The organism is Gammaproteobacteria bacterium, assembly GCA_013816845.1.
In the GTDB taxonomy this organism is placed as follows: Bacteria; Pseudomonadota; Gammaproteobacteria; order DSM-16500; family DSM-16500; genus Aquicella.
Genome location: JACDDU010000003.1, coordinates 13,391 through 28,880, shown reverse-complemented (window position 1 = coordinate 28,880; position 15,490 = coordinate 13,391). Strand labels below are relative to the sequence as shown.

General features: G+C 42.2%; 15 protein-coding genes and 1 riboswitch. Of the genes, 8 read left to right on the top strand and 7 right to left on the bottom strand.

Annotation, left to right across the window (positions count from 1 at the left end; genetic code table 11):
- Window positions 1-5 precede the first annotated feature (5 nt).
- Window positions 6-221: riboswitch (cobalamin riboswitch) on the bottom strand.
- 12 nt (window positions 222-233) lie between these two features.
- Together H0W64_05980 and H0W64_05975 are read right to left on the bottom strand one after the other, a co-directional pair.
- Window positions 234-650 (bottom strand): DUF3757 domain-containing protein, encoded by a 417-nt coding sequence (locus H0W64_05980; GenBank protein ID MBA3661254.1) that lies wholly within the window; start codon window positions 648-650, stop codon window positions 234-236.
- Between the two features lie 3 nt (window positions 651-653).
- Entirely contained in the window at window positions 654-1,820 is a 1,167-nt protein-coding gene (locus H0W64_05975) for a methionine adenosyltransferase (GenBank protein ID MBA3661253.1), read from the bottom strand.
- 284 nt (window positions 1,821-2,104) lie between these two features.
- Between H0W64_05975 and H0W64_05970 the strand changes: the two genes are divergently transcribed.
- The 7 genes from H0W64_05970 (at window position 2,105) to H0W64_05940 (ending at window position 11,741) form a co-directional block, all read left to right on the top strand.
- A complete protein-coding gene (locus tag H0W64_05970) occupies window positions 2,105-4,201 on the top strand; it encodes a sulfatase-like hydrolase/transferase (protein ID MBA3661252.1) in 2,097 nt (698 codons plus the stop codon).
- 61 nt (window positions 4,202-4,262) lie between these two features.
- Window positions 4,263-6,308, top strand: a complete 2,046-nt coding sequence (tkt, locus tag H0W64_05965) for a transketolase (protein ID MBA3661251.1) — start codon at window positions 4,263-4,265, stop codon at window positions 6,306-6,308.
- 25 nt (window positions 6,309-6,333) lie between these two features.
- Window positions 6,334-7,377, top strand: coding sequence for a type I glyceraldehyde-3-phosphate dehydrogenase (gene gap, locus H0W64_05960; protein ID MBA3661250.1), 1,044 nt, complete (start codon window positions 6,334-6,336; stop codon window positions 7,375-7,377).
- A 43-nt stretch (window positions 7,378-7,420) separates the two neighbouring features.
- Entirely contained in the window at window positions 7,421-8,245 is an 825-nt protein-coding gene (locus tag H0W64_05955) for a purine-nucleoside phosphorylase (protein ID MBA3661249.1), read from the top strand.
- Complete coding sequence (gene deoC, locus H0W64_05950) at window positions 8,232-9,023, top strand: deoxyribose-phosphate aldolase (GenBank protein ID MBA3661248.1); 792 nt, start codon at window positions 8,232-8,234, stop codon at window positions 9,021-9,023. The genes H0W64_05955 and deoC overlap by 14 nt, the downstream gene beginning before the upstream one ends.
- A gap of 191 nt (window positions 9,024-9,214) precedes the next feature.
- Complete coding sequence (locus tag H0W64_05945) at window positions 9,215-10,510, top strand: MFS transporter (protein MBA3661247.1); 1,296 nt, start codon at window positions 9,215-9,217, stop codon at window positions 10,508-10,510.
- Window positions 10,511-10,520: 10 nt separating this feature from the next.
- Window positions 10,521-11,741, top strand: coding sequence for a phosphopentomutase (locus H0W64_05940; protein ID MBA3661246.1), 1,221 nt, complete (start codon window positions 10,521-10,523; stop codon window positions 11,739-11,741).
- A 7-nt stretch (window positions 11,742-11,748) separates the two neighbouring features.
- Here H0W64_05940 and folE read toward each other — a convergent pair whose 3' ends face one another.
- On the bottom strand, window positions 11,749-12,291 hold the full coding sequence (gene folE, locus H0W64_05935; GenBank protein ID MBA3661245.1) for a GTP cyclohydrolase I FolE: 543 nt from the start codon (window positions 12,289-12,291) through the stop codon (window positions 11,749-11,751).
- A 13-nt stretch (window positions 12,292-12,304) separates the two neighbouring features.
- Entirely contained in the window at window positions 12,305-12,646 is a 342-nt protein-coding gene (locus H0W64_05930) for a histidine triad nucleotide-binding protein (GenBank protein ID MBA3661244.1), read from the bottom strand.
- A gap of 111 nt (window positions 12,647-12,757) precedes the next feature.
- Between H0W64_05930 and ppa the strand changes: the two genes are divergently transcribed.
- Window positions 12,758-13,291 (top strand): inorganic diphosphatase, encoded by a 534-nt coding sequence (gene ppa / locus H0W64_05925; GenBank protein ID MBA3661243.1) that lies wholly within the window; start codon window positions 12,758-12,760, stop codon window positions 13,289-13,291.
- A gap of 341 nt (window positions 13,292-13,632) precedes the next feature.
- Here the strand turns inward: ppa and H0W64_05920 are convergent, their stop codons facing one another.
- From H0W64_05920 to H0W64_05910, 3 genes are all read right to left on the bottom strand, one after another.
- A complete protein-coding gene (locus H0W64_05920) occupies window positions 13,633-13,917 on the bottom strand; it encodes a hypothetical protein (protein MBA3661242.1) in 285 nt (94 codons plus the stop codon).
- A 73-nt stretch (window positions 13,918-13,990) separates the two neighbouring features.
- Window positions 13,991-14,836 carry a phosphatidylserine decarboxylase gene (gene psd / locus H0W64_05915; protein MBA3661241.1) on the bottom strand — a complete coding sequence of 282 codons (846 nt, stop codon included), beginning with the start codon at window positions 14,834-14,836 and terminating at the stop codon, window positions 13,991-13,993.
- Window positions 14,829-15,485 carry an SCO family protein gene (locus H0W64_05910; GenBank protein MBA3661240.1) on the bottom strand — a complete coding sequence of 219 codons (657 nt, stop codon included), beginning with the start codon at window positions 15,483-15,485 and terminating at the stop codon, window positions 14,829-14,831. Before H0W64_05910 ends, psd begins: the two co-directional genes overlap by 8 nt.
- Window positions 15,486-15,490 lie beyond the last annotated feature (5 nt).

The following is a 15,490-nucleotide window of genomic DNA, read 5'->3' as shown; positions in this document are numbered from 1 at the left end:
GAGTAAGATATTGTTATGTAGCAGGCCGGTCTCCGGGCTTTCACATCGTCAATACACTCCTTCCCATACTTTTAAGTACAGTGGCAAATTGCGTATTGATTATTTTTCAAGATAAAGAAATGAAAAAAAGTGATTACCGTTGCGGGGGCAGCGTCGGCTTTAAACCGACTTCCCGACACCTGATACATCGCAGTGCAGGAATCTACGGAAAACTGAAAGGTAGGTCAAGGAACTTATTTTTTGGCTAAATGATGCAGTGGTTGATTAGTCGCCTGAAACTGACATTGATGTAATGGGGCGGCACAATGCATTGCGCCCGTTACTTTATACCAAGCGAGTTGATTGGCAACTTTCACTTGATGATTTTTGGCGAGATAAGCTTCCAATGCTGCGCCACTTTCATTGCTGTAATAACAATGAATGCTGCCCTTACGCGTTTCTGGTTTGGAAAGTTCGGCGAGTGCAAAGGTTGCAACATCCTTTTTAAATTGGATCGTACGTTTTGCAGAAAGTAGTGTGCCTTCGTCGCTGTCGTAGGCTTTCCACCCCTGGATTTGATTGCGCTTAATAGCTTGAACCGTAGGACAAACTTCTGCAACACTCATCCCGCTCAATGTAATTAAAATAAAACTTAATAATAAATTTCTCATTTTTTACCTCATTGATTTTGCAGCATCACGAAGTTCAAAAGCTTTATCCGTTTTTTCCCAACTCAAGTTTAAATCTTCGCGCCCAAAGTGACCATAGGCTGCCGTAGGTTGATAAATGGGATGGAGTAAATCTAACATCGTGATAATCCCAAAAGGACTTAAATCAAAATGTGATTCAATCAATTTAACTAAATGCTGAGAAGAAATCTTGCCGGTGCCAAACGTCTCAACCGTAACAGAAATGGGTTTTGAAATGCCGATCGCATAAGATAATTGTATTTCTAATCGATCTGCAAATCCTGCAGCGACCAGGTTCTTCGCAATATAACGGGCAGCGTAGGCGGCAGATCGATCAACTTTGGATGGATCCTTGCCGGAAAAACATCCCCCACCGTGTCTCGCCATCCCACCATATGTATCGACAATGATTTTGCGTCCCGTTAAGCCGCAGTCACCTTGTGGACCACCAATCACAAAACGTCCAGTCGGGTTAATAAAATAAGTTGTATCCTTTAACCACTTTGCAGGTATAACAGGTTTAATAATTTGCTCAATGACTGCTTCTTTTAGAGCGTCGTACTGAATGTCAGGGTCATGCTGAGTGGAGAGGACAATACTCTTGACGGCAATGGGCTGTTGATTCTCATAAAGGAATGTTACTTGCGATTTTGCATCCGGCCTTAACCATGACAATACTTTATTCTTACGTAAACTGGCTTGGCGTTGCATTAACCGATGTGCATAGGTAATGGGCGCTGGCATGAAAACCTCAGTTTCATTGCTCGCATAACCAAACATAATTCCTTGATCGCCCGCTCCTTGCAAAGCTTTTTCATCCTTATCAACCCCTTGAGTAATGTCAGGTGATTGTTTACCAATTGCAGCAATAATGGCACAAGATGCAGCATCAAACCCCACTTCAGAACTGATATAACCAATATCGTGAACAACATTGCGTGCTATCTGTTCGGTGTCGACCCAAGCGCAGGTCGTCACTTCGCCGCCAATAAAGACGAGACCAGTTTTAACTAAAGTTTCACAGGCAACGCGTCCATGGGGATCTTGGGTTAAAACAACATCTAAAATAGCATCAGATATTTGATCGGCGATTTTATCGGGATGACCTTCGGAAACAGATTCCGAGGTAAACAAAAAATTATTTTCATTCATAGCTGCCATTGTAGCCTTTGAATGTTTTCCCCAGCAAGACTGAGTTGTTGTCACTCGGGTTTAAAAGTTTGGATTGCCTTGCGACACTTATCTTTCTCTCCCTATCACTATGAGTGGAATATTCGGGATAGAGATGAGCTTGACTAGGAAATACTGGCGTATGCTCAAGGTAAATCTAAGACTTGCGCAAGGCTTAGCATGTACTATGAATTTACCCATGAATAAAAGGTAGAGCCACTAAGCTACTGCTTGTTACAGTATCCTTACCTGCAAGGGAGCTCTATATGCATGCGCATAAATTACTGTTATTTCGATTAACCTACCTAACGATATTTTGGATTGTAGCGCAAATCATTTTTTTTATGATTCATTATCACGTGGCTGGATTGATGGATAGCTTAGCGTCAAGTCCGATGCGTTCTGCTCTGTGGAAACCTGTTGTATTGTTGCCTCTCTTACAATTCATCGTGCTGCAGTTGTTGGCTTACATGGTATTCGTTGCATTTATTTATTTTCTAACAATATCTATTAATGCATTCACAAAACGTTCTCATTCAACACTGCAGATGCTCGGAATAAGTTTGTGGATTTTGAGCATCATATCCCTGTTAATGATGAATCAAGCACTCTACCCGCACTCTTTTTTTGCTATATTTCCACAGCTAAGCTCTCATTCTATCTTTATGTACTTTGTTATCTTGAGTTTGGGGTTGTTTTTTGCAGTGCTAACTTTACTTGCTTATTACGCTTGCTTGCGCATGAAGCAATACCGTTTGCTGGGCTTATTTTTTCTTCTTCTAAGTGTCATTCCCATTCTCGACCTCTTCAACTCCTCGCTGACTGGGTCATCTTCTCCAAGTTCAAAACCGCATATCATTTTTATTGGTTTGGATTCATTACGTCCGGACTATGTGCATTTTTATAATAAAAGTGCGCAACCCACCAACGCTTTCGATCAATTCTTAAAAACCAGTCAAGTGTTTGATACGGCGTATACGCCGCTTGCAAGAACGTATCCTGCATGGATGGCAATTTTAACCGGCCGTTATCCTAAAGAAAATCATGCGCGGATAAATTTGTCAGATGCGGATGCCGTTTTGAAGAACACATTATTACCCAGACAATTGCAGCTTGCCGGCTACCAAACACTTTATGCAACTGATGAACCGCGTTTCAATGATATTACTGAAGCTTATGGGTTTGATCAGGTGATTGGACCTAAAAGTGGAGCAGCTGAATTTTTGATTGCGACATTAAGTGATTTTCCATTAAGTAACTTATTATTGCGTTTATCCATCAGTCGGTATTTATTTCCTTACCAATATGCTAATCGTGCTGTTAGTCATACTTATGAACCCAATGATTTCTTGAATATGCTTGCCAGACAAATCGTAAAAGAACCGAATAAACCGCTTTTTCTAGCACTGCATTTATGTCTCGCGCATTGGCCTTATACATGGGCAAGTAGTGCTTTAAACGAAAATGCACTCAGTGCGTTGCGGTATCAAGCTAGTGTAAATAAACTTGATGAACAATTTGGAAAATTATTAATTTTTTTAGAAAAAGCGCATTTACTAGAAAATAGTATGGTTGTTGTTTTTTCTGACCATGGTGTGACCTTGGGATTGCCAAACGATCGCATTATTAACCAACATTCTTTTCAAGGCGATCCCGCGCAAATAAAATTATTACCCATTTACCAACGACACGATACAGCGACTGCACTTTCAAACTATGCGCTCGATACTTCTTATGGTCAGGGCACAGATATTTTAAGTTTAAAACAATACCGAATCGTACTCGGTTTTAAAATGTTTGGCATGAATTTACCGGGTAAACGATTACTCCAAATCGCATCACTTATCGACATAGCGCCCACGGTCCGAGCTTATTTACACTTAGCACCCGTACCTGCAGCAAGTGGTCTTTCTTTTTATCCTTATTTTTTTAATAAGTTTTCTCACCCTATCCGTCCTTTATTTATTGAAACGGCTGATACCCTAGCTGATATAACCACGGAAAATATTATGGTCGAGAAAGTTTTTCGTAACAGTATTAACGCTTATCTATTGAACTCACGAACAGGTTTTTTGTTCGTCAATCCAGAAGCCATGGCTGCCATGATAAGAGCCAAAGAACGCGCTATTTTTACGAAAGATTGGCTTTTGGCTCGTTATCCGGCTAACACAAAGTTAAAATTAGTGAAAAAACCGCACTCCTCGCACCTCATCCTGGAATCTGTTTTAACCCCACCGGTCTACGTGCTGGTTAATTTAAAAACAATGGCTTGGCAGCTCGGTCAGCTTCATTCATTGATTAAAAACCCCGAAACCCAAAGTCTTGCGCAGCAATTTACTGCGTTTTATGGGTCGGAAATATAGTATTTTGTTCTCTATTTCGGGTAAGATGCGCAAAACATTGACCAACTGCAGAAGGCCCAGCATGTCTTTATGTACCAGCAAAGAGAGAGCGCTTGCAATTCGTTTCTTAAGTATCGACGCCGTACAAAAAGCAAACTCCGGACATCCCGGCATGCCGATGGGCATGGCTGATATTGCCGAAGTGCTATGGCACGATTTTCTTCGTGTTAATCCGGAAAATCCGCAGTGGTCCAATCGTGATCGTTTTGTGCTTTCCAATGGCCATGGCAGCATGCTGCTTTATGCATTACTCCATCTCACAGGTTTTGATTTATCAATTGAAGATTTAAAGCAATTTCGCCAGCTCCACTCTAAAACGCCTGGTCATCCTGAACAAGGTGAAACACCCGGCGTGGAAACAACGACAGGACCATTGGGGCAAGGGTTAGGCAATGCGATCGGTATGGCGATTGCAGAAAAACACTTAGCTGCCCAATATAATCGCCCCGGTTTTAATTTGGTGGATCACTACACGTACTGCTTTGTGGGTGATGGCTGTTTGATGGAAGGTATTTCACACGAAGTGAGTTCACTTGCCGGCACACTTGGCTTAGGCAAATTAATCGTATTTTATGATGACAATGGCATTTCAATTGATGGCGAAGTGTCGGGCTGGTTTTCGGATAATACGCCGGCTCGTTTTGAAGCGTATCATTGGCATGTTATTCCTGCTGTTGATGGGCATGATCGAGATGCGATTCACCAAGCGATTATTGCGGCACAAAATGAAACAGAAAGACCCACGTTAATTTGCTGCCAAACGACCATAGGTTGGGGCTCGCCAAACAAAGCGGGCAGGGCCGAAACGCATGGGGCAGCACTGGGTATCGATGAAATTGAAGCGGTGCGCACCCATCTTGATTGGGCTCATATTCCATTTTCCGTTCCCCAGGATATTTACACGTCTTGGGATAAACGTAAAAGTGGCGCAGAAGCAGAGCTTGCTTGGACTACTTTATTTAAAAATTATCAAGAAAAACATCCAGCCCTTGCTACCGAATTTCTAAGAGTTATGGATCAAGCATTGCCACCGAATTGGCAGCAAATATCACAAGAATTGATTGCTGGAGCGGATGCAAAACAAGAATCCGTCGCAACACGCAAGGCTTCTAAATCAAGCTTGTCTCAATTGGCTCAACTCTTGCCCGAATTGATGGGTGGTTCTGCCGATCTTGCCGAATCCAATGGCGTTGATTGGCAAGGCCGCACTGTTTTTTCCAAAGAAGATCCCGCAGGATGTTTCATTCATTTCGGTGTCCGTGAGTTTGGCATGTCGGCCATTTTAAATGGTATGGCTTTGCATCGAGGCATTTTACCTTTCGGTGCGACGTTCCTAACCTTTTCAGATTATGCCCGAAATGCAATTCGCTTGGCGGCGCTTATGAAACAACGCGTTGTGTTTGTTTATACCCATGACTCCATTGGTTTAGGGGAAGATGGACCAACGCATCAACCTATTGAGCATTTGCCTAGTTTGCGTATTATGCCGCACCTTTCCGTGTGGCGGCCCTGCGATGGGGTTGAAACGATGGTGTCTTGGTTGGAGGCTGTAAAACGCGCAGGTCCGACCAGTTTAATTTTCACACGCCAAAAAGTTCCGCATCAAATGCGTAATCGTGAGCAATTAAATCAGATTCAGTATGGGGGTTACGTTTTATTAGATGTCAACACGCCGGATGTCATTCTAATTGCAACTGGATCAGAAGTTGAACTTGCAATGCAAGCTGCCAAGCAATTGCAGCAAGAACAAATTAGGGTTCGGGTTGTTTCCATGCCTTCAACAGATACTTTTTTACAGCAAAGTGAATCATATCGTCACAGTGTTTTGCCCCCACATTTAACCAAGCGCGTTGCCATTGAAGCTGCGGCGAGTGCATTTTGGCATCAGTTTGTGGGCCCAGAAGGTGCCATTATAGGAATAGATACGTATGGTGCTTCAGCTAAAGATAAAGATGTCTTTGAAGCGTTTGGCTTCACCGTAGAACATGTAGTTCGCACTACAAAAGCAGTACTATATTCCCCACAAAGCGTCGACAGTGGCAAGAATTTTAAATCAGCGAGCATTTAAATTTAAATAATGAAGGAGAATAAATATGACGATTCGGATCGCAATTAATGGATATGGTCGAATTGGTCGCAATATTTTACGTGCACATTATGAAAATAACCGTCATCCCGATATTCAAATTGTAGCCATCAATGATTTAGGTGATGTTCATACCAATGCCCATCTCACCCGCTATGACAGCACTCATCATAAATTTCCAGGTGAAGTAAGTATTGAAGGTCAAAACATGGTGGTTAACGGCGATAAAATTCGGGTTGTCGCTGAGCGGGATCCAAAAAAACTCCCATGGAAAGAATTGAATGTCGATGTTGTATTTGAGTGTACGGGTCTTTTCACCACACGTGAAAAAGCTGCAATGCATTTAGAAGCCGGCGCAAAAAAAGTAATTATTTCAGCACCTGCAACCGATGTGGATGCTACGGTTGTTTTTGGTGTGAATGATCACGTATTAAAAACCACTGATACTGTAATCTCGAATGCTTCTTGTACGACCAATTGCTTAGCAAGTATTGTAAAGCCGCTTAATGAAACCGTGGGCTTAGTGAGTGGCTTGATGAATACAGTCCATGCTTTCACCAACGACCAAAGTTTGCTTGATGTCCATCACAGTGATTTACGTCGTGCACGTTCTGCAACCCAATCAATTATTCCAGCCAAGACCGGGGCTGCTTCAGCTGTGGGTTTAGTGCTACCTGAACTCAATGGAAAATTAGATGGCTTTGCTGTTCGCGTGCCTACCGTCAATGTATCGCTAGTCGACTTAACTTTTGAAGCGAAACGTGAAACTACGGTGGAAGAGATTAATAATATTATGAAGAAAGCTGCAAGCGGCCCGATGAAAGGCATTCTTGATTTTAATGAAGAGCCGCTAGTTTCCATCGATTTTAATCATAATGATGCATCAGCCATTTTTGATAAAGTTGGCACTAAAGTCATTGGTAAACTAGTAAAAGTCTTGGCTTGGTATGACAATGAGTGGGGCTTTTCAAATCGTATGCTTGATGTAGCCTTTGCTTGGATGAACTTACAACAAGTTCCGGCTAATAAGACATCAACAGGCACCCAATAACAATAATGTAAGAGAAATGGAGATAGATATGGCTGCCCCTTCGATGACGGATATCATGGCTGTAATTCACCGCTATGCGCCGCGTGATTTCGTACCAAAAATTGGTATTATTTTAGGATCGGGGCTTGCCTCTCTTGCAGAGCAAATAGAGAATCCTATTTCCATTCCTTATCAAGCGATTCCAGGATTGGTCAGTAGTGAAGTTGCAGGACATGCTTCTTTACTTGTTATGGGCTATCTCAATGGCGTTCCCATCGTCTGTCTTCGTGGACGATTGCATTTATATGAAGGTTTATCTTACGCTCCTATAAGGACGCTTGTTCGCATTGTAAAAAACTTGGGATGCAGTATTTTTATTGTGACTTGTGCTGCGGGGTCCATGTTGCGTGAAGCAGGTCCAGGCGATTTAATGATGATTACCGATCACATTAATTTTCAACCGGGCAGCCCCTTAGTTGGGCCAAATGATGAATCAATTGGGCCGCGTTTTTTACCGATGGAAAATGCTTATGACCTGGATTTACAAGAAGTCATGGAAGAGGCAGCAGGTCGTCTCCATATTCCTTTATCCAAAGGTGTCTATCTTTCAACCCTTGGTCCTTGTTTTGAAACACCCGCAGAAATCCGTGCGTTTATGACATTAGGTGCCAATGCTGTCGGCATGTCTGTCGTACCTGAAGTCATCATTGCCAGGCATTGTGGCATGCGGGTTGCTTGCATTGCAGCAATTACCAATGCGGCGGCCGGGCTTTCGGATGAAAAAATTACTCATGAACATACATTACAGTTTGGTGAAGTAGCTGCTCGCAAATTAATTAAATTAATTCCGGAATTCATAAAGGATGTTACAGCGAATGGAATGGTCTGAAGTCACCAACCAATATATTAGTGAATTAAATACCATCAAAATAGACGATGAACTTAAACAAAGAATAGTAGCTGTCATCGATTACACGAGTTTAAATGAATCCGACACCGAGCAAACTATCGCTTCTTTATGTGAACAGGTTGAAACCCCTTACGGATTTGTCGCAGGATTATGCGTTGGTTTGCCCTTCGTAAGAATGGTGAAGGCAAGTATTGGGAAGCTTCCCCTAAAAGCGATTACGGTCGCCAATTTTCCTGAAGCTCAATTAACTTTAGAAGAAGTGTTAGTTGAAATTGGATGTGCACTGCGAGATGGGGCAGATGAGATTGATGTTGTATTCCCCTATCATCGTTATCTTGCCGGGGAAAGGCGTTATGCCCAAGATTTTGTTACCGCCTGTAAAACCGCTTGTGGTCCGGGGCTTGGCTTAAAAATCATTTTAGAAACAGGCATCCTTGCTGATCTTGCCATCATTGCCGACGCAGCTCATGATGCACTCAGTGCAGGCGCTGATTTTGTCAAAACATCCACCGGGAAAAATGGACCTGGTGCATCATTAGAAGCAGCAGCAACCTTGCTTTTAGTTGTTAAGCACGTCAACGGTCAAACAGTGCGACCCTTAGGCGTGAAAGTCTCAGGGGGTATCAAGACCCTAGAGCAAGCGGCTCAATATATTTCCCTCGCTGACCATATCATGGGGCCTGAGTGGGTGAGTCCCCATACTTTCCGCATCGGTACCAGCAAATTAGTCGATGAGCTAAGTAGCGTGAGGATATAACGAAAGCAGACATTCATAGCCTTAACTTTGTTGCTTTCTCGGTTCGAGCGAAGCTTAATTCAGAATAAACTTCTTTTCTCGGGGTCACCCGACCCATCAGATTCCGATTCATAGACAAAGAGGCTGACAGGGGGAAGGGATTAAGTTTAGAATGTCGGCATTCTTAAGCCCCCGGAGTCTATAAAAATAAGATGGAAAGTACGCTTCCTTACCCCAAAACATATCACACCACCCGCGCCTGGATAGTGACGTTAACCGCATCGTTATTCTTCTTTTATGCCTTTATCCAGCTCAATTTTTTTAATTCTATCGCTATTCCGCTTATGGAAGATTTTGGTGTCGATGCAATTGAAGTGGGCCAGTTATCTTCTATGTATTTTTATGCTAATGCCATTTTTCTCTTCCCCGCCGGCATGCTCCTTGATCGATTTTCCACCAAAAAATTGTTAATCGCTTCTATTTTCATTTCGACACTGGGTACTTTCGTTTTTGGTTATGCGCATTCGTTTGGTATAGCAGCGGTAGGTCGGTTCTTGGTTGGGACAGGTGCAGCTTTTTGTTTCTTAGCTTGTATCAGAATTGCATCACGCTGGTTTCCACCCCAACGCATGGCTTTGGTGACCGGGCTCATCGTTGTGATGGCGATGCTAGGAGGGTTAGTTGCCCAAACGCCGTTTGCTTTATTAGTGCAAGCCTTAGGAAATTGGCGGGAAGCTGTATTTATCGATGGCATTCTTGGGGTAGTTATTCTCATCGCCATTGCTTTAGTCGTGGTTGACCGTCCGCCTGATGCTCATGAAGAAGCGCATTTAGATATGCAACGGTTAAAAAATCTTGGATTGTGGAAATGCATTCAACTCTCTGCCATGAATCCGCAAAATTGGTTAGGGGGTATTTATACTTCGCTCATGAATTTGCCCGTCTTTTTACTCGGTGCGCTTTGGGGGATGCATTATTTAGTTGAAGTGCGCAACATTTCTCTGGTTCAAGCCTCTTATGCCACAACTTTTTTCTTTGTCGGCGTGATGGCAGGCTCTCCTGCTTTCGGTTGGTTTTCTGATCGAATCGGATTGCGGATTTTACCCATGCGGATTGGGGCAGTCTTATCCCTTATTGTTATTTTCATTTTAATGTACGCACCGAATTTAGCGTTGCCGACCGTCGTGTTTTTGTTTTTTTTAATCGGCTTTGTAACGAGTTGCCAAGTGCTTTCTTACCCTGCTATTGCGGAACTGAATCCTTCTTATCTAACCAGCACAGCGGTTAGCATCGATTCGGTGTGTATTATGGTGGGGGGGTTTATTTTCCAACCTGCGTTTGGATGGCTTATGAAATCACGGGGGGCGCATGAAGTACAAAATGGTGTCATTCATTATACTGCGCTCGATTTTAATTTTGCTATGTTGATATTGCCAGTTGCCTTTACGCTAGCTTTGCTTGCTACTTTTTTTATGCGCGAAACTTATTGTAAATCACAAGCTTCATAGGAGATTAGGGATGCCTCGTGCATTCATTATCATGTTGGATTCCTTTGGCCTCGGTGCGACGGCCGATGCGGTTAAGTATGGTGATGTCGGCGCAGATACGCTTGGCCATATAGCCGAATTTTGTGCTGAGGGGCGTGCTGATAAACCAAATGTTCGATCTGGCCCTTTAAATTTACCCCATTTAACCCGCTTAGGTTTGAATGCGGCTGCAAAAATAAGTCGCGGTCATGATGTTGCAGGCCTTGATAAAAATTCAAAAATTACGGGGATGTATGGCTGCGCTGAAGAATTAAGTTTAGGTAAAGATACACAAAGTGGTCATTGGGAAATGGCCGGTGTTCCTGTTTTATTTGATTGGGGATACTTTCCACCAAATTATCCGTCCTTTCCTCAAACACTCTTGGATAAACTCATTGAACGGTTTCAGCTACCGGGTGTTTTAGGCAATAAACATGCGTCAGGCACCGTAATTATTGAAGAGTTAGGTGAGCGTCATCAACAAACAGGCATGCCCATTGTTTATACTTCAGGGGATAGCGTGTTTCAAATTGCTGCGCATGAAAGTACATTTGGTTTAACCCGGTTGTATGAAGTCTGTGAGTATGCGCGCGGGTTAGTCGATGAATTTAATGTGGGGCGTGTCATCGCACGTCCTTTTGAAGGTGTTCCTGGGCAATATTACCGGACGGGCAACCGTCGTGATTATGCAACGCCGCCGCCTGCACCTACTTTGTTGGATCATTTAATTGAACAAGGTGGGGAAGTCATTGCGATTGGCAAAGTCGCTGATATTTATGCTCATCACGGCATTTCAAAAGTAGTTAAAGCACATGGTAATCCGGCTCTCTTTGCAACGTTCATTGCTGAAAGCATGATAGCGCCTGATCGTAGCATTACATTTGTTAATCTTGTCGATTTCGATATGCTGTATGGACATCGGCGTGATGTCGTGGGTTATGCGAAAGCTTTGGAAGATTTTGATGCCGCCTTACCTCATTTTGAAGAATTATTACGCCCAGGTGATATTGCGGTCATTACGGCTGATCATGGCTGCGATCCAACTTATCGAGGTTCCGACCATACACGTGAGCATGTCCCGGTGCTTGTCTTTGGGCCCGGTATTCAATCTAAGAATTTAGGAAAACGAAAATCATTTGCAGATATTGGGCAAAGTGTTGCGACCCATTTAGGATTACAACCTCTTCTTTACGGCGAGAATTTTTTAGCTTAAGTCTGATTTAATTTCGCACTAGACTCAAAAACTCTGATCTTAAGCCTGCATCGTCACGAATTAATCCCAAGGTGACAGCTGTCGTCATTGTCGAATTTTGTTTTTCTACACCACGCATCATCATGCATAAATGTTGTGCTTCAATAATAACGCCGACACCTTTAGCACCAGTGATGTCATAGATGGTTTCGGCAATTTCTTTCGTGAGATTTTCTTGAACTTGTAAGCGCCGCGCATGCATATCTACTAAACGCGCAATTTTTGATAAGCCTAAAATTTTTCCCTGAGGTAGATAACCCACATGACACTTGCCAATAAAGGGCAATAGATGGTGTTCACATAATGAATAAAGTTCGATATTTTTCACCAAGACCAATTCGTCATTATCCGAGGGGAATAAAGCCCCATTAACAATATCGGTTACAGATTGTTTATAACCTTGGGTTAAAAAAGCAAATGCTTGCGCTGCACGTTTGGGGGTGTTCTTTAAACCCTCACGATTTGGATCTTCGCCTAGTGTTTCGATAATTTTTTTAAAATAGGTTTCCATCATAAGGAGTACTCTAACCTGGGGGCCATAGCATAGGCCGATTACCTAATAAATGTGCGTGAATATGGAAAACCGTTTGGCCACCCGCTTCATTACAATTGAGGACGACGCGATAGCCTTCTTCGGCGATACTCAATTGTTTTGCAAGGTGCTCTGCAGTTTTAATCATGTGGCCGACAAGCTGTGTATCCTCTACTTTTAAATCATTTAGCGTGGCAATGTGTTTGAGCGGGATGATAAGTTTATGAATCGGAGCTTGAGGAATGATATCATCAAACGCAATAACGCTGTCATCGCGGTAAATGATTTGAGCATTGATTGTGCCTTCAGCTATTTTGCAAAATAAACAATCCATACAAAACTCCTTGCTTATCTATAATTGTGGCTATATCTTTGACAACTTTTGCGAATACAATTTAGCACGCAATCATAAACCACTTTGCGTGATAGTTAAGAGGAATTTTTTATGGGATTAGAAAATCTCAAACCAGGCGTGGCTGTTCCACAAGATATTAATGTGGTAATAGAAATCCCTTCCAATGCTCCACCTGTGAAATACGAGGTAGATAAAGAAACAGGCTTGGTGTCAGTAGATCGATTTTTAGGCACCGCAATGTTTTATCCTTGTGAGTATGGTTTTATTCCTCATACGTTGTCGGAAGATGGCGACCCTGTGGATGTTTTATTGATCTCGCCTTATCCATTGCACTCTGGTTGTATTATTCGAGCTCGACCGGTAGGGATGTTACTCATGACCGATGAATCGGGTAAAGATACGAAAATACTCTGTGTGCCTATCGATAAATTGACTAAACGCTATCAGCATGTCCATAAGCCTGAAGACTTAGGGTCTGATACGTTAAATACAATTGAGCATTTTTTTAAACACTACAAAGATTTAGAGCCAGGAAAGTGGGCCAAAATTGAAGGCTGGCAAGATGAAAAAAGTGCTGCTCAAGAAATTCTAGCTGGAATTGAACGCTATAAGAAAACTGCATAAACGCAAAAGGGGCAGTTTAATCATTAAACTGCCCCTCTTTGCCTACCCAAGGCGTCCGAGCCTTTCCTGCCCTATCCTTGGCAGAGTATCATCCGTGCTTCATCTTCCCTGTGTGCTGTAATCCATTAAATCTTCCGTGAACTTTTATAGCGTAGCAAAAGGGTTTTGAAAGCCACAATTAGCAAAAAATGACCATCCCTGAAGGATTGAAACTGGATTATATCAAATGCTTTTTATTTCAATGGGATAGAAGGATCAGTGCAGATCTTTGTAAGCTCAAGCTTATCTCGTTTATGGTAAAAAACTTACATGATCTATGGTTAAAATCTTACCAGGTTTTTTTAAGAATTGGGTTTGATCAAAGAAGCTTTATGACGCTTGAGTAAGTATTGAACGAAATACCCAAGGTAAACAGCCAAAATAGCTGCGCCAAAAATGATCAAGGCAATGTAAATGGGCAGCAAAGCTAAGACGAGAATATGACCTTTGAAGGGTAAATGATTTGAATAAGAAATGATAGCAGCAATAGAAGTATGAAAACTCTCAGTGAGAAGAAGGTAATAGACCCCATAGTATAAAATAATCAGCATGGCTAAAGTGCTGAAGTTAAATTTAAATAATTTCATAGCTTTCATTCATTTCGTTAATATTATTTTTTATGGCTCCCGACCATTGTAAGTATTTATTCTTAACAGAAACTTAATGTAATGAAATGATTTTTGTAGCAATTTTTTGACCGAAGTGGATGGAGCGAGGGGTTTCTGGATCCCAATGAATAGTCTGAGGACCAAAAAGTAAGAGTACGGTGGATCCTACTATGAAATATCCTAACTCATCGCCTTTATTTAGGACAAGGTTAGTAGGGATTAAAAGTTCCTGGATCGAGGTGTATTTAACGGGACGATTCATCCAAATGGTTTGCATGCCGCCGACGATTAGCGCCCCGACCATGACAATGGCCATGGGACCCAGTTCGGTCTCAAACAGCATCACTAAACGTTCGTTGCGCGCATACAAATCAGGAATGATTTCAGCGGTAATTTTATTGACGGAAAACAGTCGCCCTGGAATATATGTTGCACTTAACAATTTGCCACTAAAAGGCATATGAACGCGGTGATAATTACGCGGCGCGAGATAAAACGTTTCGTATTCACCATTTTCAAACAAAGCTGCGGTTTTAGCATGAGCAAGTAAAGCCTCCAGAGAAAAGGAGTGCCCTTTTGCTTGCAACAATTGGTTTTTCCTAATCTTTCCCCCTTGAGCAATCGTTCCATCAACCGGACTTACGACGAAGCTATCATCGTGATTAATTGGACGACAAGTGGGTTTTAAATGACGAATAAAAAAATCATTAAAAGTAGGATAGTTGGTTACATCTTCTATGACGGCTTCGTTGAGGTCGACTTGGTAATATTTAACAAAAGAATGAATTAAGTTATTTTTAACCCAAGGCGTAGATACTTGTCCCAATCTTGCAAATAATTTCGTAAGCAAATGTTGCGGTAAAATATATTGGAAATAAGCGAACAGCTTTTTAAGCATGATCGTGCATCTGTTTTTGCATGGCTTCATTAAAGGCATGCACGAATTCCTTGCTGCTCATTCCATACTGGAATAAGCCAGCCCATTTTCCTTGAGGATTAATGAGCATGACTGAAGATGTATGTTGGATTTGATAATCATCATCACTGGTTGCTTCATCACGTGCAGCGAATACGCCGAGCTGACTTTGTAGTTTACGAATTTCTTGCAGCTTTCCTGTCACCCCGACAAAATCAGAATGAAAAGATGTGGTATACGCTGCAAGCTCGGTGAGTGTATCGCGATGGGGATCCAAAGAAACGAGAATCACTTGTAAGTTGGGATAGCGAGGGTGGAGTTCGGTATAAGCATTTTTAAGCATGTGTAACGTTGTCGGGCAGATAGTCGTGCAATGTGTAAAACCAAAAAACAATAATGTCCAATGATTGCGAAAATCAACGGGTTTGAAAGAAGCTTGATTGTGTTTAAGCAAATCAAACGTTTTGATGTCACGCGGAACGGGAAAAACAATACCGCGATCATCGCTCAATTGCGTTAATTCTTTTTTATGCGCACTATGATAAACAAATAGCGATGTGATTAAGGCTGCACAAATAAATACGATGAGGGTAATAAGTTTGGTGTTTGAAATGACAGGTGAATTTTGCATGAGTC